The sequence below is a fragment of the Corallococcus exiguus genome (assembly GCF_009909105.1).
GTDB classification, from domain to species: domain Bacteria; phylum Myxococcota; class Myxococcia; order Myxococcales; family Myxococcaceae; genus Corallococcus; species Corallococcus exiguus.
Genome location: NZ_JAAAPK010000007.1, coordinates 270,487 through 288,644, shown reverse-complemented (window position 1 = coordinate 288,644; position 18,158 = coordinate 270,487). Strand labels below are relative to the sequence as shown.

13 protein-coding genes are annotated in these 18,158 nt (G+C 68.7%); 4 read left to right on the top strand and 9 right to left on the bottom strand.

The genetic code is table 11. The features are described from left to right. Entirely contained in the window at nucleotides 1–2,946 is a 2,946-nt protein-coding gene (locus GTZ93_RS25620; RefSeq protein WP_139916259.1) for a DEAD/DEAH box helicase, read from the top strand. Here GTZ93_RS25620 and GTZ93_RS25615 read toward each other — a convergent pair. The 8 genes from GTZ93_RS25615 to GTZ93_RS25580 all read right to left on the bottom strand — a co-directional run bounded on the left by GTZ93_RS25615 (nucleotide 2,912) and on the right by GTZ93_RS25580 (nucleotide 12,563). Next, nucleotides 2,912–3,685: an immunity 52 family protein gene (locus GTZ93_RS25615; RefSeq protein ID WP_139916258.1), complete on the bottom strand. Its 774-nt coding sequence runs from the start codon at nucleotides 3,683–3,685 to the stop codon at nucleotides 2,912–2,914. The two genes, GTZ93_RS25620 and GTZ93_RS25615, sit on opposite strands and share 35 nt — an antisense overlap. Nucleotides 3,686–3,744: 59 nt before the next feature. Then, the gene (locus GTZ93_RS25610; RefSeq protein ID WP_139916257.1) at nucleotides 3,745–4,902 is read right to left on the bottom strand and encodes a serine/threonine protein kinase; all 1,158 of its coding nucleotides are present in this window, start codon (nucleotides 4,900–4,902) and stop codon (nucleotides 3,745–3,747) included. A gap of 161 nt (nucleotides 4,903–5,063) precedes the next feature. After that, nucleotides 5,064–6,830 carry a serine/threonine protein kinase gene (locus tag GTZ93_RS25605; protein ID WP_139916256.1) on the bottom strand — a complete coding sequence of 589 codons (1,767 nt, stop codon included), beginning with the start codon at nucleotides 6,828–6,830 and terminating at the stop codon, nucleotides 5,064–5,066. Then, nucleotides 6,827–7,699, bottom strand: coding sequence for a DUF2381 family protein (locus GTZ93_RS25600; protein ID WP_139916255.1), 873 nt, complete (start codon nucleotides 7,697–7,699; stop codon nucleotides 6,827–6,829). The genes GTZ93_RS25605 and GTZ93_RS25600 overlap by 4 nt, the downstream gene beginning before the upstream one ends. A gap of 223 nt (nucleotides 7,700–7,922) precedes the next feature. After that, nucleotides 7,923–8,690 (bottom strand): immunity 52 family protein, encoded by a 768-nt coding sequence (locus GTZ93_RS25595; protein WP_167548379.1) that lies wholly within the window; start codon nucleotides 8,688–8,690, stop codon nucleotides 7,923–7,925. Between the two features lie 12 nt (nucleotides 8,691–8,702). Then, nucleotides 8,703–10,136 carry a restriction endonuclease fold toxin 5 domain-containing protein gene (locus tag GTZ93_RS25590; RefSeq protein ID WP_257979383.1) on the bottom strand — a complete coding sequence of 478 codons (1,434 nt, stop codon included), beginning with the start codon at nucleotides 10,134–10,136 and terminating at the stop codon, nucleotides 8,703–8,705. Nucleotides 10,137–10,472: 336 nt separating this feature from the next. Then, on the bottom strand, nucleotides 10,473–11,576 hold the full coding sequence (locus GTZ93_RS25585; protein WP_139920962.1) for a winged helix DNA-binding domain-containing protein: 1,104 nt from the start codon (nucleotides 11,574–11,576) through the stop codon (nucleotides 10,473–10,475). 24 nt (nucleotides 11,577–11,600) lie between these two features. Next, nucleotides 11,601–12,563: a TIGR03885 family FMN-dependent LLM class oxidoreductase gene (locus GTZ93_RS25580; RefSeq protein ID WP_139920960.1), complete on the bottom strand. Its 963-nt coding sequence runs from the start codon at nucleotides 12,561–12,563 to the stop codon at nucleotides 11,601–11,603. Nucleotides 12,564–12,721: 158 nt separating this feature from the next. On the opposite strand from GTZ93_RS25580, the gene GTZ93_RS25575 reads away from it, so the two are divergent. Next, nucleotides 12,722–14,386: an alpha-amylase family protein gene (locus tag GTZ93_RS25575; RefSeq protein ID WP_139920959.1), complete on the top strand. Its 1,665-nt coding sequence runs from the start codon at nucleotides 12,722–12,724 to the stop codon at nucleotides 14,384–14,386. Here the strand turns inward: GTZ93_RS25575 and GTZ93_RS25570 are convergent. Next, on the bottom strand, nucleotides 14,383–15,450 hold the full coding sequence (locus GTZ93_RS25570) for a hypothetical protein (protein WP_139920957.1): 1,068 nt from the start codon (nucleotides 15,448–15,450) through the stop codon (nucleotides 14,383–14,385). The genes GTZ93_RS25575 and GTZ93_RS25570 overlap by 4 nt on opposite strands. A gap of 219 nt (nucleotides 15,451–15,669) precedes the next feature. On the opposite strand from GTZ93_RS25570, the gene GTZ93_RS25565 reads away from it, so the two are divergent. Together GTZ93_RS25565 and GTZ93_RS25560 are read left to right on the top strand one after the other, a co-directional pair. After that, the gene (locus tag GTZ93_RS25565) at nucleotides 15,670–16,446 is read left to right on the top strand and encodes a CPBP family intramembrane glutamic endopeptidase (RefSeq protein WP_139920955.1); all 777 of its coding nucleotides are present in this window, start codon (nucleotides 15,670–15,672) and stop codon (nucleotides 16,444–16,446) included. 49 nt (nucleotides 16,447–16,495) lie between these two features. Next, on the top strand, nucleotides 16,496–18,157 hold the full coding sequence (locus GTZ93_RS25560; protein WP_139920953.1) for a DUF262 domain-containing protein: 1,662 nt from the start codon (nucleotides 16,496–16,498) through the stop codon (nucleotides 18,155–18,157). Nucleotide 18,158 lies beyond the last annotated feature (1 nt).

Here is an 18,158-nt window from a genome sequence, read left to right as displayed (position 1 = left end):
ATGTCCGAGAACACCCAGCTCCTCGAAGCCGTCCGGAAAGAAGCCAAGCCGGGACTCTGGTCCAGGGGCGTCAGCCTCGCGCGTGACGGCGCGGTGGCGCTCCAGTCGCGCACGGCCTCGGAGATCGAGCTGCGCGTGAAGGTGGCGGGCCGGGCCGTGGCCTTCACCGTCGTCCTCTACCCGGGCGACGAGGCGTGGGAGTGCGACTGCCCCAGCCCGGTGGACCCGTGCGAGCACGTGGTCGCGGCGGCCATCTCCCTGGACAAGGCGGAGAAGCAGGACGCGCCGCTGGAGGCGGTGTCCGAGCGCTGGTCGCGCGTGGTGTACCGCTTCACGCGAGTGGAGGGAGGGCTGCAGCTGCACCGGGTCCTCGCGCACGCGGACGGCACGGAGGAGCCGCTGGAGGACCTCACGGGGCGCCTGGCGAAGCCCCAGGCCGGCGTCACGTTGCAGGTGGAGCAGGTGGACCTGGTGATGGAGCGCCTGTTGGAGCGGCGCACCCGGGGGCCGCTGCTCGCGGAGAAGCTGGACGCGCTGCTGCGAGCCCTGGAGCCCGCGCGTAACGTGCTGCTGGATGGCCGGCCGGTGGCGGTGTCCGGAGAGGTGCTGCCCCCGCGCGCGAAGGTGGAGGACAAGGGCCAGCAGTGGGTCATCACCATCACGAGGGATCCGCGCATCACGGAGGTGGTGAGCCCCGGCGTCGCGCTGACGGCGGAGTCCCTGGTGCGCCTGGGCGAGACGGCGATGACGGGCGCGTGGCTCCAGCACCTGCCGCTCGTGCGCACGTATTCGCCGGAGCAGCTGGGCGAGCTGTCCGCGAAGATTCTCCCGGAGCTGGCGCGGCGCATGCCGGTGGACATGCGGAGCCGCCGCCTGCCGTCGGTGGACCGCGACCTGAAGCCGCGCATCCTCCTGGAGTTGAACCAGCTCACGCAGGGCCTGTCGGTGCTGCCCACGCTGGTGTACGGCGCGCCGCCGACGGTGCGCATCGACAACGGGCGCATGGTGTACCTGCGCGGCGCGGTGCCGCTGCGTGACGAGGCCGCGGAGCAGAAGCTGATCCACCAGCTGCGCGACGAGTTGAACCTGGTGCCCGGCCGCCGGCTCACGGTGCAGGGCCCGGAGATGATGCGGTTCGCGGACAAGCTGCGGAAGTTCCGGGGCGACCTGGGCGGCGACGCGGCGGGCATCGTCAGCCCGGACATGCGCCTCAAGCCGTCCCTGCGCGTGGACGGCGGCGCGTCCGGCACGGGCGTGCCGGAGGTGCGCTTCACGCTGGAGTTCGAGGTGGAGGGCGGCAAGGGCGGCGCGCGCACGGTGGACGCGGCGGCGGTGGTGCGGGCGTGGACGGAGGGGCTGGGGCTGGTGCCGCTGGACGGAGGCGGCTGGGCGCCGCTGCCGCGCGCGTGGCTGGACAAGAACGGGCAGCGCGTCGCGGCCCTGCTGGCCGCGCGCCAGGAGGACGGCCGCGTCGCGAACCACGCGCTGCCGGAGCTGACCCAGCTGTGCGAGTCATTGGACCAGCCGCCGCCTCCGGGGTTGGACAAGCTGGCCCCGCTGGTGGAGGGCTTCGAGAAGCTGCCGCCGCCGGTGTTGCCCGCGGAGCTCAACGCCACGCTGCGCGCGTATCAGCAGCAGGGCGTGAGCTGGCTGTCGTTCCTGAAGGGCGCGGGGCTGGGCGGCATCCTCGCGGACGACATGGGTCTGGGAAAGACGCTCCAGACCATCTGCATCCTGGGCCCCAAGTCGCTGGTGGTGTGCCCCACGAGCGTGCTGCCCAACTGGGTGGCGGAGCTGCAGCGCTTCCGGCCGTCGTTGAAGGTCTGCGTGTACCACGGCCCCGGCCGCAAGCTGGACCCCGCGGCGGACATCACGCTCACCACGTACGCGCTGTTGCGCCTGGACGCGGCGGTGCTGGGAGCGCCCACGTGGGAGGCGGTGGTGCTGGACGAGGCCCAGGCCATCAAGAACCCGGAGAGCCAGGTGTCGCGCGCGGCGTTCGGGCTCAAGGCGAACCTGCGGCTGGCGCTCAGCGGCACGCCACTGGAGAACCGCCTGGATGAACTGTGGAGCCTGATGCACTTCACCAACCCGGGTCTGTTGGGAGGCCGCCGCCAGTTCGAGGAGAAGACGGCGCAGCCCATCGCGGACGGCAAGCCCGGAGCGGCGGAAGGCCTGCGTCGCCGCATCCGCCCGTTCATCCTGCGCCGCCTCAAGAAGGACGTGGCGCCGGAGCTGCCGCCGCGCACCGACTCCGTGATGCACGTGCAGTTGGATGAGCGCGAGCGCTCCGTCTACGACGCGGTGATGGCCGCGACGCGCGCGGAGGTGGTGGCGCTGCTCAACGAGGGCGGCAGCGTGCTCAAGGCGCTGGAGGCATTGCTCCGCCTGCGACAGGCGGCCTGCCATTCCGCGCTGGTGCCGGGGCAGCACGCGAAGACGTCCTCCAAGGTGCAGACGTTGGTGGACGCGCTGGAGACGGCGGTGGCGGAGGGCCACAAGGCGCTGGTCTTCTCACAGTGGACGTCGCTGTTGGACCTCATCGAGCCGGGGCTCAAGGGAGCGGGCATCGGCTTCGAGCGGCTGGACGGAGCGACGGCGAACCGAGGCGAGGTGACGTCGCGCTTCCAGGGCCAGGACGGCGCGCCGGTGCTGCTCATGTCGTTGAAGGCCGGAGGCACGGGCCTGAACCTCACGGCGGCGGACCACGTGTTCCTGATGGACCCGTGGTGGAACCCGGCGGTGGAGGCGCAGGCCGCGGACCGAGCGCACCGCATCGGGCAGGAGCGGCCGGTGATGGTCTATCGGCTCGTGTCCCAGGGCACGGTGGAGGAGAAGATTTTGGGCCTCCAGGAGAAGAAGCGCGCCCTGTTCGAAGCCGCGCTCAGCGAAGCCTCGGGCGCCGCCGCCATCACCCGGGAGGATTTGCTCCAGCTGTTCGCATGAGCCCTGCCTGGGCCAGCAGCTCGCGCACCCGGCGCGCCAGTGCAATGTGCTCGGGGTTGGCCACGGTGAATCGTTCGGGGGTCAGGATGATCAACGACCCCCTGTCCTCCACTGGCTCAATGCGCACGGGGGCGGGCAGTGGCGGCACCGTGCCCCGGTGATGGGAGAGGTATGTCACCCAGCCAAGCCACATATCGGCCTTGCCGTCCGCGTCATCCAGCTCCCGATGGGGGCGGGACATGGCCACGGCCCAATCCGGTTCCCAGGCCAGTGCCATGCTGCGCACCACCTCGGTCAGCACGGAAGCCGTCAATATTCGCTCCGCGTTTGCCCCCTTGGCCGGTAGCGACAGGACGCACGAATTGGCAATGCGGAACTCAGCGTAGCTCCCGCACTTCATATTGACGGAGGCGAAGTCCTGGCCGGTGCCGTCGTTGTAGGCCCCGACGCGGAAGCCCAGATCTTCGATAGGAGGCCCGCCGGGCTCCCGATTCACACCGCGCCGGAATGCTTCCGTCAAAGCAGGGAGGGAAGGTGGCGTCAGCGGAGTTTGGCGGCCCTTGCCGCGAGGCTTGGGGATCTTGTTCCAGTTCGCGAGCAGGGGAGCGCATGCGGCCAGCATGTTGAAGAAGGCCGCCGCACGCTGGGCACACGCTTCGGGGGACTCTCGTCGCGGTCCCCAATAAGCACCGGCGTAGTAGGTCTCGGGGCGGGTCCCGGTTTCAGCGTGGGTTGTCATGGCGGCAGCTCTCAAGGGCTCAGCGTGCGCGCTGGGGGCGCACGCAGGGCCGGTCTGGGCTAGTTCGTACTGAGCTCATCCTGGGGCACCTGGGGGCAACGAGGGCGCCGCATGCCCAGTTCGACCATCAGCTCCTCGTGGGCTCGCTTCGCCATCTTGTGCAGCTCCGCCACTGCTTCCTTCTTGCCGTAGGCGGCTCCTTCTCCCAACCATCGGCGCAGGTCCGCCGCCAGTTCGCGCGCCGTCTGGTAGCGGTCGTCGGGCCTGGGCTGGAGGAGCCTGCGCAGCGTCACGTGCAACCCCTGAGGAAGCGGCTTCGTCAACGCCTCCAGATCCGCCTGCGTGTAGGTCGCCGCGCGCCAGATGGCATCCGCGACCATGGGCGGGGTTCCCGCGAGCTGGGCCCGCTTGATGGCATGTCGAACGCGCCTGCTCTGCCGGACCGAGAGCGCGCCCTTCACCTCGTCGGTCAAGTCATCCGAGGCATCCAGGAGGTTCCTCCCCGTCGCGAGTTCAAGCAGGACGTTGCCCAGCGCGAAGAGGTCTGAACGCGCATCCACGCAGCCTGTCAGGAGCATTTCCGGGGAGGAGTAGAACGCATCTCCCTGAGGCCGGCGCACCGTGGACGAAACGCGGCCGGGCAGATCCGACAGGGCGAGCCCGAAGTCGGAGACCTGCACGCCGCCGTTCCAGTCGACGAAGAGGTTCTCCACGTCGAGCGCCCGGTGGACGATGTGCAGGGGGCGTCCCTGTTCATCCTGCGCCTCGTGGGCGTGCTCCAGGGCCTCGGCGACGCGGGCCCCGACATGGAGTGTGAAGAGGGCCGAGAACCGGCGCCCGCATTCCCCGACGAGCGTCAGCAGGTTGCTGATGCTGTTCCCCGACGGATGCTCGGTGATGACGTACCAGCACCCCTCCGCCTTGTGCAGCCCATGGACGCGAAGGATGCCTGGATGGTCGAGGTACGTCGCGAGGCGCACCTGCTCCTCGAGCTTCGCCCTCGCACGCTTGATGCGGGGCATCTCCCTCAGCTGCGGAACGCCCAATGCCTTGAGCAGCACCTTGCCTCGGATGCTGCCCTCGGAAGTGCGCCGCCGGGCCACCAGGAGGCTCAATCCGTGGTGGACCTCTCCCAGGTCTTCGCGGAACTCGTACTGGAAGCCGTCCCTCGTGAAGAGAATGGCTCCGCGTGGGAGCCTGAACTCACTTGCCGACATGCTCTGTCCTCCCCTTCGCGCAGGCCTCCGAAGGCCGACGCGTCATGGACGACGTTACCCAAGGGATGGGAGGAAACGGAACGACCCTGGGAGGTCATGTCCCGCTTGAGGAGGAGCGGCCCCAAATCGAGCACCTACCCAACACGTCACTCCGGATCCGCTCAGGGCCAGCGGTACACAACAAACCCCGCAGCCCGATTGAACGCCTTCACCTTGCCGTCCTTGAACGCTTCGGCATACGTCTCCACCACGAAGCAGATGGGGTACTCGTCCTGGCCCGGGAGCTTCACGCGGTCATACCGGACGACGAGTGCCGGTCCATCCGAACGCCCCATCTTCTCGGAGAGGTAATAGGCCTTGCCATAGAAGCGTGTCCCAGTAGGGGCGACCGCCGCCTGCCGGTCGCTGTTGTGGCCTTTCGGGACCACCCCCACCACCTCCTCGCCAGCGGTGAACCACACCTCCTCTTCAGGTTGGCGGTCGTCCATTCGGATCGTGAAGTTGTCGTACTTCTTCCAATGGAGCTGCTGCGTCATGGCTTCAAAGGCCCCCGCCGGGCAGGTGAAGGACTCGGGCCGGATCTGGGCTCCCGGGCATCCCGCCGCCAGCGCGGCAACGAGCGACAACGACGCACACTCGACGGCGGCAATGGCCTTCTTCGTCATGCGAGGTGTGCGTCCTGGGGGCGTCGTTTGAGGGGGCGGCGTCTTCACGGTTGAACCTTCCTTGGGCGCATCAGCAGTGGACAGCCCCGGAGCTGTCGCGGGCGGGGGACCAGGGGTGGACATAGCAGGCGGTGGTGGCTTGGGCGTTGTGGAACGGGGCGCTGCCGGGTTGCCCGAGATATCCGAAGAGGAGCGCCAGAAGAGCGCGACGGCGACAAGCGGGACGACGCTGGCAAGCACCGCGCCCCACCGTCCCCAGCCACGTGGGCGCGCAACCCGGGCGACGTGCCGCTTGAGCGGCTGGGGCGTGGAGGGCATCGCCAGCGCCGCGGGGGGCGGCACACCGTGACGCTGTTCAGCTGGCGGATGCCCCGGTACGTCGTATTCGGCACCGGGATTGGCGCGGAGTTCCGCCAGTTCGCGGCGCAGCGCCTCGGTGTCGACCGGGCGCCGCTTGGGGTCCAGGGCCAGCATGCTCTCAATGAGATCGCTCACGGCCTCTGGAATTCGCGCATTCGCCAGGCGGGGCGACGGCGGAGGCATGGCCGCATTGTTCAAGTCGAAGCGCGGACGAAACTCCGTCGGTCGCGGGTCCGTCAGCAGCTCATGCAGCATGACGCCGACGGCGAAGATCTCGTCGGATACCTGGAAGGCATAGCGGGCCCGACGCTCGTCCTTGTTCTCACGCAGGAACCTGAATTGCTCGGGCGCGCGGTAGCGGTCCGTGCCCGGCGGCAGGCCTCCATCCGTCAGGTCTTCGGCATGCGTGTAGGTCGCGCAACTGAAGTCGATGATGACAGGCTCGCCGTCGCTCTTGCGGAGCAGCACGTTGGACAGCTTCAGGTCCCGATGCAGGATGCCCCGGCCGTGCATGTACGCCAGCGCACTGGCGAGCTTCTCGAAGACGCCGAGAACTTCGCGCACAGTGGGGTGCTTGCGCTCGGCCCACTCCGCGAGCGTCCAGCCCTCCACGTAGTCGAGCGCGAGGTAGAGGTTGCCACTCTCGGCGAGGCCATGCCCCCGCGCCCGGATGATGTTGGGGTGCTCCAGCATGAGCAGCGCCGTCAACTCCCGCAGCGTCCGGGCATGGGTCTGCTTGAGGTCGCCGCTGGTCTCCCGGTGCTGCGCCAACTTGATGGCACGGTGCCTGCCGTTCTTTTCCCCCAGGAAGACGCGGGCAAAGCCTCCGGCCCCAAGGGGTCTGGCCACCTGCCATCCGTCAATCGATGAACCCGGAGTCGGGTTGAGCAGCGTCGCGCTCATTGAGCTTCTCCTGCGACGGGCTGCGGAAAGCGCACGCCCGGAATCGTGAAACGACGTCCCCCGTCCCCACGCATCTCCAGGGTGAAGACGAGGTCCGCTTGCGCCTCTGGAAGTTCCACAACCGCGAGCACGCGCCCGGTCTCCCCCGGAAGAATGGGCCCCGGCTTCTCCGTCACGAGCCGGGCCCGTAGGGGCGCGCCCACCCGCCCCACGAACGTCGCCTCTCGTGGAGTCCATGCGGGTTGATCAAGACGGTTCAGGATCTTCACGTCCGCCAGAATCCAACCGGTGCCCCGAAAAGCGACGAACGATTCCAGTGCAAGCCCCTGCACAGCGGTTCTCTTGCCTTGCCAGCTGGACGTTGTGACGCCCTCATTGTCCACGAGGCCGAGCAACACGAAGTCTTCGGGCTTCGGCGCCGGGGCTTGGGCGGGCTGGCAGGCCGTATTGAGCGGCTCCGGGCGCTGCACGTCGATCCGAGAGTCCACTTCGGCAGGGTCGGTCACGAGCACGAAGGCAGCCCGTGTCTGCACCTGGCCGTCAGCGAAGAAGACCCCGATCTCCTGTCGCTCGCCCTTGCCGAGGTCGGCCACGGGCTGAACGATGACGGAGCGCTCTCCGGCATCCAGGACGCGGATCCGGGACTCATCAAAGGTCAGGGTTTTCTTCTGGATGGGCGAAGTGAAGAGGAACAACGTCGGCGTGTCCCCCGCCACATGGACGATGGGCAACGGATCGGCCGACGTGCTCGCGATGGTCACAGCGCGCCTACGCTCAGCGCGTGTCCTCGTGGCCTGTTGGGCCTGCGCGGCGGCTCCCCAGGCGAGCATGAGTGTCAGGGGAAGAGCCAATCTCAAGGGTTGGAGCAAGGATGCGTGACCTCCCACATGGGGACGCTACCATCGCCAACCTCCGCGCAGGGGTGCTCTCTACGTGAGTCCGCCTGACCCAACGGGACACGGCGATGGATCCGGCGCCAAGGGGAGCGCTTCACGACAGCGGCGTTGAACGGGCCCTCTGTCTGGACTCGCGCCAGCTCGTGGTCCGGACCGGCCAAGCCTTGCCGGAAGCCACCATGCTGCCTGCACGCCATCACCCGCGAGGATCTGCTCCAGCTCTTCGCATGAGCCCAGCCCGGGCCAGCAACTCGCGCACCCTCCGCGCCAGCGCGACGTGCTCGGGGTTCGCCACGGTGAAGCGCTCGGGAGTCAGGATGATCAGCGTGCCCTTGTCCTCCACCGGCTCGATGCGCACGGGGGCGGGCAGGGGGGGCACCGTGCCCAGGTGGCGGGAGAGGTACGTCACCCAGCCGAGCCAGATGTCGGACTCGCCCTCCGCATCCTGCAGGTCCCGATGCGCGTGGGACATGGCCACTGCCCAGTCGGGTTCCCAGGCCAGCGCCATGCTGCGAGCCACGTCCGTCAGCATCGAGGCCGTGATGAGGCGCTCCGCGCTCTCTCCTTTCGATGGGAGAGACAGGACGCAGACGTTGTTGTTTCGCTCATAGGCTCCGCAGTGCGTGCTGACGGACACCAGTTCCCCAGGCGGGCCATCGTTGTATGCGCTGAGCACCAAGCCCAGGCGCTCGATGGGGGGCCCGCCCGGCTCGCGGTTGACGCCACGCCGGAACGCTTCCGTCAGGGTGGGCAGGTCAGGAGGCATGAGGGGCGTCTTGCGCCCCTTCCCGCGAGGTTTGGGAATCTTGTTCCAGTTCGCCAGCAGGGGTTCGCATGCGGCCAGCAGGTTGAAAAAGGCCGCCGCACGCTGGGCACACTCCTCGGGGGACTCTCGTCTCGGACCCCAGTAGGCACCTGCGTAGTAGGTCTCGGGGCGGGTCCCGGAATTAGCGAGGGTTGTCATGCGATGATTCTCTCAGGGAGGCAACGAGCGCACTGGGGTTGGGATGACGACAATCTGCGTCACGGATTTGCCCCTCAGCAACTCCCGAATGGAGTCTGCCGCATGCTTCTCGGCGACGTGCCATTCAATCCGGATCCCCATTCCACGGACGGCATCGACCTGCCGCCGCCCTTGGGTCGCGAGTTCCTCGGCCTTGCCCGAAGAAATGAACCAATCCTTGGGGGAGAGGTCCTCATTGAAGAACGCCGCGTAGCCGGGCCCCTTGGCGTCCAGGAGCACGTCATCCCTGAACCCATCGAACTTGATGCCTCCGTCCTTCGTACTCGTGCCGCCGACCCAATACGCCTCGTCCGCCGTGTGCCCGGTGATCTGCTCCTGGTAGGCCCGGGCTCGCGGAGACATCGACTCGTGGGCGGGTGCCCACTGCCCGGGCCCCTTGGACGGAGCGGCGCCACTGCCCGTCGCGTTCGCGCGCTGGAGGATGATGGCCGCCCCGGGCCCACCGCGCAGCACCGCCGCCGCGCGTCCTGCTGGCACTGAGACCCGTTCCAGCGCCAGTGCCCCCTCCGCCGACAGTGAGAGCACCGGCACCGAGACTTCCGCGCCGAGCGTCATCCCCTTCAGCGTCCGCGAAGTCGCCGAGGCCGCGCCCCCGGTGAGGAGCAAGCCTGTCGTCAGCCGCGACACTTCGCGGATCTGCTCGCCACGGGTCATGGACTGGAAGCGTTCCCAGTACATGGGAGTGGACGCGATGAGCGCCGCCACGCCCGCTGGCAGGTGGCTCAATCCCGCGATGCTGTCCACGGGACGCGTGAGCAACTGGCCCAGCGCGTGGTACAGCTCCACGAAGGCGTCCTCGGCTCCGTCCAGCGTGCGGCTGATGACGTCCGCGTCGTCGTACACCTCGGCCAGGGGCCGCCAGTCCGAAGCCTGGAGCTGTGCGTCCAGCGCTCGGAAGGCACCGCCCTTGCCGCTGTAGAAGCGACCCAGCTCGAAGCCATGCGCGCGGAAGGCGCCATCCCTCCACTCAACCGCCGCGACCTTCTGCTGGGTGTTCCCGGTGAGTGCCCAGGCCAGGTAACCGTCGGGGCGTAATACCGCGATCCGTTCCCGGGCAAAGCGCTCCGCCCGCCGGGACAACTCCTGCCGTGTGACCGCGCGTCCCCCCATCACCTCGCGCAGGATGAAGCCCGCGGCCATCCGGGGCGGGAAGGTGCTCAACGTGACGGGCTTGCCCAGAAGCACTCCCATCAGTCGCGTTGCTTGCGTGGGCGTCAGCTCGCCTGCCAGGGGGCGTTCGTCTCGCGCCTCCAGCCCCGCGTTCGTCAGCAACTGCTCCCATGCGTCCGGCTGTTCGTCGTCATGACGGGTGACCTCCGCCAAGGCCACCGCGCGGACAGGGCTTGCCCCCGTCGCCAGTTCGCGCTCGGCCCTGCGGCGGTACAACGGCTGAGCTGCCTTGAAAGGCGCAACGCTCGACGCCGGAGCGGATGCGCGCGGCGCCTCATCGCTCGACGCGCGCACGCCAGGGGATGCGGCGGCCGTGTGAGGTGTGTAACTCAGCGAATCTCCATGCCTGGGAGGCGCCGAGGCGCAGCCGGTGACAAGGAGGGCCACGCACGCAAGCAGGACGTCAGCGCGCATTGTCCGCCCCCAGGCCCACCCGCGGTGACCCATTGCTCGCGCCTCCTGACGGCACACCGGTCTGGCGTGCGGAGCCCGGTCATAACCGCCGGGTCCGACAACCCGGCCAGGCAGGAGTCGAGCTGTTCCTTGGCGCGATCAGGTCGCGAACGTCACCGCCACCTTCGCGGCCTCCGGGTCACTGAATCGCAGGAGCTCCTCTCCCTCCTGCACCAGTGCGTCGCGGACGGGCTTCTTCAGCGCGTCAAAGGCATTGCAGACCAACGTCGCGGTGCCCTTCGTGCGCTCGGTGGTCCAGACGCCAGCGGTGCGCCCGTCCACCAGGAACACGTTCAGCACGCGCAGGTTCTTCGTGGACAACAGCGCACGGTGCTCCTCCGGCACCACGCGGGTCCGGTCCGCGTGGGAGAGGATGAGGTTGTCGAAGTCCGGCAGGAAGCGCACCGGCGCGGGCGTCTCTTCGGGTGGGCGCGGGGCCTTGGGCAAATCAAAGAGGACGCGCTTCTTCTCGTCGCGGAACTCCACCAGCTTGCCGCGCACCTTCTCGAAGGCGTCCTTCAGCGGCTTGATGCCAGACCAGCTCTGCATGTCCGCCACGGTGGCGGGACCGAAGGCGGCCAGGTAGCGCAAGACCAGCGGTGACGCGTCGTCGTCCGTGGAGAGCTTCTCGCCCAGCCACGACTCCGCCAGCGTGAAGCCGGAGTTGCCGGGCCAGCCCCACTCCAGCCCCTCCTCGGGCACCTGCACGAGCGGCAATCCCAGCCGCGTGGCGAAGCCCATGGCCCGCTCATCGCCGTCCACGTGGTGTTTCATCAGGTGCGCGCGCACCTCCTCGAAGGTGCGGGGCTTCTCCTGGAGGAAGGGCTTCGCGGTGGCCAGCAGCGCGGGCAGGTCCAGCGCAGCGGCGCGCTCCTTCAGCACGGAGCGCATGGCCGCGTTGAGCAGGGGCTGGAAGAGGCCGCGGTAGCGCAGGTAGTCCTTCGCGGTCATCAAATGCAGCGTGCCGCGCATCATCGTGCCGCGCGCCAGCTCCCGCTTCAGCGCCAGCTTCGTGAGGGCGTCGCGCTGGAAGCCCTGGAGGCGCGACCAGAGGGCCAGATACGGCGGGCGCGCGAGCTGCGCCTGGAGCCCCACCAGATGCTCGATGGCGCGCGGCACGGTCATCTTCTCGCGCGTGAGCAGCAACTGGCGCGCGAGCGTGGCGCGGTTGAGGGCCTGACGGGACAGCACTTCGGTGGGCATGCTCCCGAGCATACCCAGCGGCTTTCAGCGCGTGAGGGCCGGAATCACCTTCTCGCCGAACGCCTCGATGAAGCCGTCCTGCTCGCGGTTGACGTTGTGCAGGTACAGCCGGTCGAAACCCAGGCGCAGGTCCTCGCCCAGCCAGTCCATGTGCTGCTGGAGGCTGCTGGAGACTCGCAGCGGGCCATCCAGGTCGTGCGGCTGCACCACGTTCGCGGCCTCCTGGAACTGCGCGGGCGTGCGCAGGTCCGTGAGGACGCTGTTGGTGAAGATGTTGGACGCCCACTGGTTGTACGCCCCTTCACGTGCGAGCTCGTCGTCCTTCGCGTAGGACAGCTGCACCTTGAGGAACAGGGGCTTGCCCTCGCCGCCGCCTTCTCGGAAGGCATCCACCACCTTGCGCAGCTCCTCCGGGGGCCGCGCGGTCGTGATGAGGCCGTCCGCCCATCCCGCCACCCATCCCGCCGTCTTCGGCGTCACGGCCGCGCCCACCAGCAGGGGCATGTCCTTGGGGCGCGTGTAGAGCTTCGCCTCCTCCACGGTGACGAGCCCCCGGTGCGTCACCGTCTCGCCGCGGAAGAGGGCGCGCATGATGTCCACGCACTCCTTCAGGCGCGCGTTGCGCAGGTCCTTCGCGGGCCAGCCCGTGCCGGTGATGGCCTCGTTGAGGTACTGGCCACTGCCGAGCGCCATCCACGCACGGCCGGGATACATCTCGTCCAGGGTGCCCAGCGCCTGCGCGACGATGGCCGGGTGGTAGCGCTGGCCCGGCGCGGTGACGGAGCCGAAGGACAGCCCGGTGGTCGCGAGCGCCGCGCCCATGAACGCCCACGCGAAGCCGCTCTGCCCCTGCGCCTCCGTCCACGGGTGGAAGTGGTCCGAGTTGAGCGCGGCCTGGAAGCCCGCGCCTTCCGCCTTCTGACAGAGGCGCAGGAGCTCACTGGGCGGGAACTGTTCGTGTGACGCGTGGTAGCCGATGAGGGGCATGGATGCGTCCACCCTGGAGCCGGATCAGCCCGGCCGCGAGGCCCGCCTTCGCGCGAGTGTTGGCTGAACGAAGCCTGGCGGCCCCCGGGTGTGGGGTTCCTCACGGCGCGCGGGAGTCGCCGGATGCCACCCGGGAACGGAGGGCTAAAGGGAACGGGATGATTGAAGACCTCTGGTACAAGAACGCGGTCGTCTACTGCCTCGACGTCGAGACGTTCATGGACGGTAACGGCGACGGCGTGGGGGACTTCACGGGCCTGCGCCGCAAGCTGGACTACCTGGCGGGCCTGGGCATCACGTGTCTGTGGCTGTTGCCCTTCCAGCCCACGCCCAACCGAGACAACGGCTACGACATCAGCGACTACTACGGCGTGGATCCGCGCCTGGGGGACCTGGGCGACTTCGTGGCCTTTACCCACGAGGCGAAGCTGCACGGCATCCGCGTCATCATCGACCTGGTGGTGAACCACACGTCGGATCAACACCCGTGGTTCCAGGCCGCGCGCAAGGACCCGGACAGCCGCTACCGCGACTACTACGTCTGGTCGAAGAAGCGACCCAAGGACGCCAACAAGGGCATGGTCTTCCCGGGCGTGCAGCCCTCCACGTGGACGTACGACAAGGAGGCACGCCTCTGGTACTTCCACCGCTTCTTCGACTTCCAGCCCGACCTCAACGTGGCAAACCCGGAGGTGCGCGAGCAGATCCTCAAGGTGATGGGGTACTGGCTGGAGTTGGGTGTGTCCGGCTTCCGGGTGGACGCGGTGCCCTTCCTCGTCGAACTGAAGGGCGTGAAGAACCCGGACGTGAAGAACCCCTACAAGCTTCTGGAGGAGATGCGCGAATTCCTCTCATGGCGCAAAGGCGACGCCATCCTGCTCGCGGAGGCCAACGTCACCATGAACGAGGTGGTGGAGTTCTTCGGCGACAACGACCGCATGCAGATGGTGTTCAACTTCCTGGCGAACCAGAACTTCTACCTGGCGCTCACGCGAGGGGACGTGACGCCGCTGGTGCAGGCCCTGAAGTCAGCTCCCAAACTGCCGCACACGGCTCAGTGGGCGAACTTCCTGCGCAACCATGACGAGCTGGACCTGGGGCGCCTGTCGGACGAGGACCGGCTGGAGGTCTTCGAGGCTCTGGGGCCGGACAAGGGCATGCAGCTGTATGACCGGGGCCTGCGCCGCCGGTTCGCGTCGATGCTGGACGGCGACCGCCGCCGCATCGAAGTGGCCTACAGTTTGATGTTCTCACTGCCGGGGACTCCAGTGCTCTGGTACGGCGACGAGCTGGGCATGGGGGAGAACCTGTCACTCGTGGAGCGGCAGTCGGTGCGCACGCCCATGCAGTGGAGCCCGGAGCCGCACGGCGGCTTCACGTTGGCGGAGGCGCCGGTGAAGCCCCTGGTGTCGGAGGGGCCGTTCGGCTTCCGGCAGGTGAACGTGGCGCAGCAGCGCCGCGACCCGGCCTCACAGCTCAACTGGACCGAGCGCATCATCCGCGCGCGCAAGGAGTGCCCGGAGCTGGGGTGGGGGGCGTGGAAGGTGCTGCGCACGGGCAACAAGGGCGTGCTGGCCATCCGGTACGAATGGAAGGGCAACGCGATGGTGGTGCTGCACAACCTGTCCGCCCGGCCTTGCACGGTGAAGCTGGATCCGGGCGGCGAGGAGCCGTGCACGCTGTTCAACGTGCTCAGCGAGGACCACTCCGAGCCCGTGGACGGACAGCGCCACGGGCTCACGCTGGAGGGCTACGGCTACCGGTGGTCCCGCGTGGGGTTGGAGAACCCCGCGCGCAAGCACCGGACGGAGCCGCTGCCCTAGAACATGTTGGCGATGTCCTTCACCGGCTGCGGGGCGGCCTCGGTGCTGCCCAGCGCGCCCATGACGCCTCCGAAGATCATCCCGGCCGGGTTGGCGCGGCCCTTGGTGATGGAGCCGATGACGCCCTCCGCGGCGCCCTTCAGGGTGTTGACGTAGCCCTTCGCGGCGCCCTCGAGGACGCCCTTGAAGCCGCCCTCCGAGTTGCCCACGCCCGTCAGGACGTTGCTGACTCCCGGCAGGAACCAGAGGGCCTTGCCGGCCTCGCCCGCGGCCCACTGGAAGTTGTCCTTGTTGCTGCCGTCCGCCTTGACGTGGGTGTCCTTCGTGGTCGGCAGCTGGTGCTCGCCCAGGAAGGAGTAGCCCTTCTCGGCGAAGTCCTTGACCATGCCGGCCTCCGTGCCGTGGCGCGCGTCGCCGTCCTTGGTGATGCCCTCGATGTTGCCGTCACCTACGCCGCCCTTGACCTTGCTATCCCGGTCCCCGCCCGTGGAGGCCTTGGCGCTGTCGATGAACTCCAGCACCTTGGCCAGCCGGTAGACGCCGTCGGCGTTCTGCTTCGGATCCTTCAGGTCCAGCTTGGGGTCGACACCCGTCTGCTTGCACAGCTGGTCGAACTTGATGTCCTTCTGGCGGCCCAGGTTCTTCAGCGCGGGCGTGTCGTCGACAATCTGCGCGGCGGAACGGTTGTCCCCGGCCGGGCGCTTGTCATTGGCGCTGGGGACGCCGTTGGAGGCCTGCTGCGGAGCAGGATCCGGCGCCTGGGTCGCGGCCGGAGCCGGCGCCAGGTTCTGGAGCTCCGGGGGGAGTCCCCGAGGGGCGAAGGCGGCCGGGGCGCTGAGCATGTCCGACGCACCCTCCATCGCGGACATCCCGCGCGGCTGCCGCCGGTTGATGATCGCGGGCTCGAACGAGTCCACCTGGCTGAAGCCCCGCGCCGGCATGCTCCGGGAGGCGTCCGCGACAGGCCCCGCGGAGAGCTGGGCCTTCGGGCTGACGAGCGCGGACTCCGCGGTGGTGGGGCGCAGCAGGGAGGAGGAGCGGGCCGTGGCCTTGAGGTCGATCATGGTTATCACCTTGGGTCTGAGCAGCGACGTGCCCTGACCTCATTGCAGCGCGCGTGCCGACAAGGTGAACCGCGCAACCCCTGGACTTCACAGGCATGGGGACGCCGTGGCAGGTGGCCAGCCGGTGACTCCAGTCACCAGGAGGATGGCGCCAGTCACCGGCCGGCGCGGGTGCGAGGGCGCAATCCACGGGGACTCGCGGTAAGTGAGGCCACCTTCATGACGCCTTCTGCTTCGGATCCGTCGCCTCCGTCTCTTGTCGCGCCGAAATGCGCGTTCGCGTTCGTCGTGCTGTACGCCTGCTACGAAGCGCCGGAGGGGATTGGCGGACGGTTGCTGGGGAACGCCGTGGTGGCAGCGGTGATGATGACGCTCTTCCACGCGGTGGCCTGGGGAGTGGGGCGGTGGCTGGGCTACCGCAACGGCTTCCATGCGTATGCGTTGGAGTGGCGGGGCTCCGCGCTCGCGCGGGCGTTGGCGGTGATGCTGGTGCTCAAGCCGCTGTCCGTGCTGGTGGGAGTGGCGGTGGGCGTGATGCGCGTGCAGCCCCTGGAGAAGCCGTTGATGGGCACGGCGCTGCTGGTGGCGGCATTGGGCATCGTGGTGTCCACGTTCGTGCCGTCGGTGGCGGAGGACATCGTGGCGCGAGGCTTCTGGTATCGCGCGTGGCCGGTGGCGGGGCAGGGCGTGGGCTACGTGGCCCTGTCCGCGGGTGTGTTCGTGCTCACGCACGTGTACCGGTTGGGAAACGGGCCGCTGGAGTGGCTGATGTTGTTCTGCACGGGGCTCGCATACGCGGCGGCGGTGGCCCGCACGGGCTCGCTGTGGGGCGCCGTGGGGCTGCACTGGGGATGGAACCTGGCGAACGCCTTGCTGGACCTGCAACTGGACGTCAACGCGGTGGGGCAGGGCGGCCGTGTCCTGTCCACCGTGACGGGGCTGGTGGCGCTGGGGCTGGTGGTGCTGCTGCCGAAGCGACGGGGCTCCACGGTGTAGGTGGCGGGTTCTGGAGCTTCGGGTTACAGACCGGGGGAGGAGGATCGCGATGCCCGCTCCCCTGACGCGGCGCCCGGAGACGAAGTCGTTCAGCATCGAGGACCTGCTCGACCGCGTGCGGCGCGGCGAGGTGCGCATCCCCGACTTCCAGCGCCCCCTGCGGTGGACCGCGGAGGACGTGCGAGACCTGCTGGACAGCGTGTACCGGGGCTATCCCATCGGGACCCTGTTGTTCTGGCGCCGGGAAGCCCCCGCCGCCAATGTCAGCTTCGGACCCGTGCGCATCGACGCACCCTCCACCAGCCAGGGCCTGTGGGCCGTGGATGGACAGCAGCGCGTGACGGCGCTCGCGGGCGTGCTGCTGCATCCGGCGTATGGCGACGAGGCCGGACGCGATGACTTCCACCTGTACTTCGACCTGGAGACGGGGGAGCTGCATGCACCTCCGGATGCGGGGGCACCACCACCGCACTGGCTCCCGATGAACGAGGTGCTGGACAGCGAGTCGCTGCTCCACTGGCTCAACCGCTACCCGGGCCGGGAGGCACACCCGGAGCACCTGCGCGCCGCCATCCGCCTGGGCAAGGCCATCCGTGAGTACCAGGTGCCCGCGTACGTCGTGGACACGGCGGACGAGAAGGTCCTCCGCATCATCTTCAAGCGCCTCAACACCGCGGGCCGTCCGCTCACGGATGAAGAGGTGTTCAATGCGCTGTACGTGGGCTCGCGCTCGCTCAGCCTGGAGTCGGTGACCGAGGGGCTGCGGGAGCTGGGCTTCGGGAGCATCCCGGAGTCACTGCTGCTGCGCGCCGTGCTGGCCGTGCGCGGCCTGGACTTCACGCGGGGCTACCAGGAACAGCTCAACCAGGACGACGAGCTCACGGAGACCGTCCGCCGCACGGACCGGGCGCTCCGGGACGCCATCGTGTTCCTCAAGCGCGACGCGTTCATCCCGCACCTCAAGCTGCTGCCCGCGCCCGAGAACTCGCTGGTCCTGCTGACGCGGTTCTTCCAGCTGCACCCGGAGCCGACACCGCGTTCGCGGGAGCTGTTGTCGCGTTGGATCTGGCGCCACATCGTCTTCGGCGGCTGGGAGCTGAAGCCCCCGGAGGCCCTCCAGGTCTTCGCGGCCATCCGCTCCGACGAGGAGCGCTCCCTCCAGACGCTGCTGGCGCAGGTGCCGCCGCCGCTCATCCGATGGTGGATGGAGACGGGCATGCCCGTCATTCCCCACTCCATCGCGCGGCCCCCGCTGGTCCTGCGCATCGCGATGCTGTCCCTCCAGCCGCGCCACCTGCTGACGGGCGCGGTGCTGGACCCCGGAGAGCTGCTGGAGCAGCAGGGCGAGGGCTTCCAGCCCATCCTTCCCGCGGGTGACCCCCGGTGGACCACGCAGCGGGTCTTTGACCGGAGGACGGTCCGGCGCCTGATGGAAGGGACCTTCAACTTCCTCTTCCATCCTCCGGTGCCGGGGCACTCCCTCTCCCAGATGCTCGAAGCGCAGCCGCCTCCGAGCGAGGACATCCTCCACAGCCATGGGCTCAGCCCGCAGGCCATGGAGTCCTTGCGGCGCAACGATGGCGCGTTCCTCCACCTGCGCCAGATGGTCCTGGAGCCCGTCCTGCGCCAGTTCATGGAGGCGCGCACGCGCTGGGACGACTCAGACCGGCCTTCGCTCCAGTCGATGATCATCGACGACGATGAGGACTGAC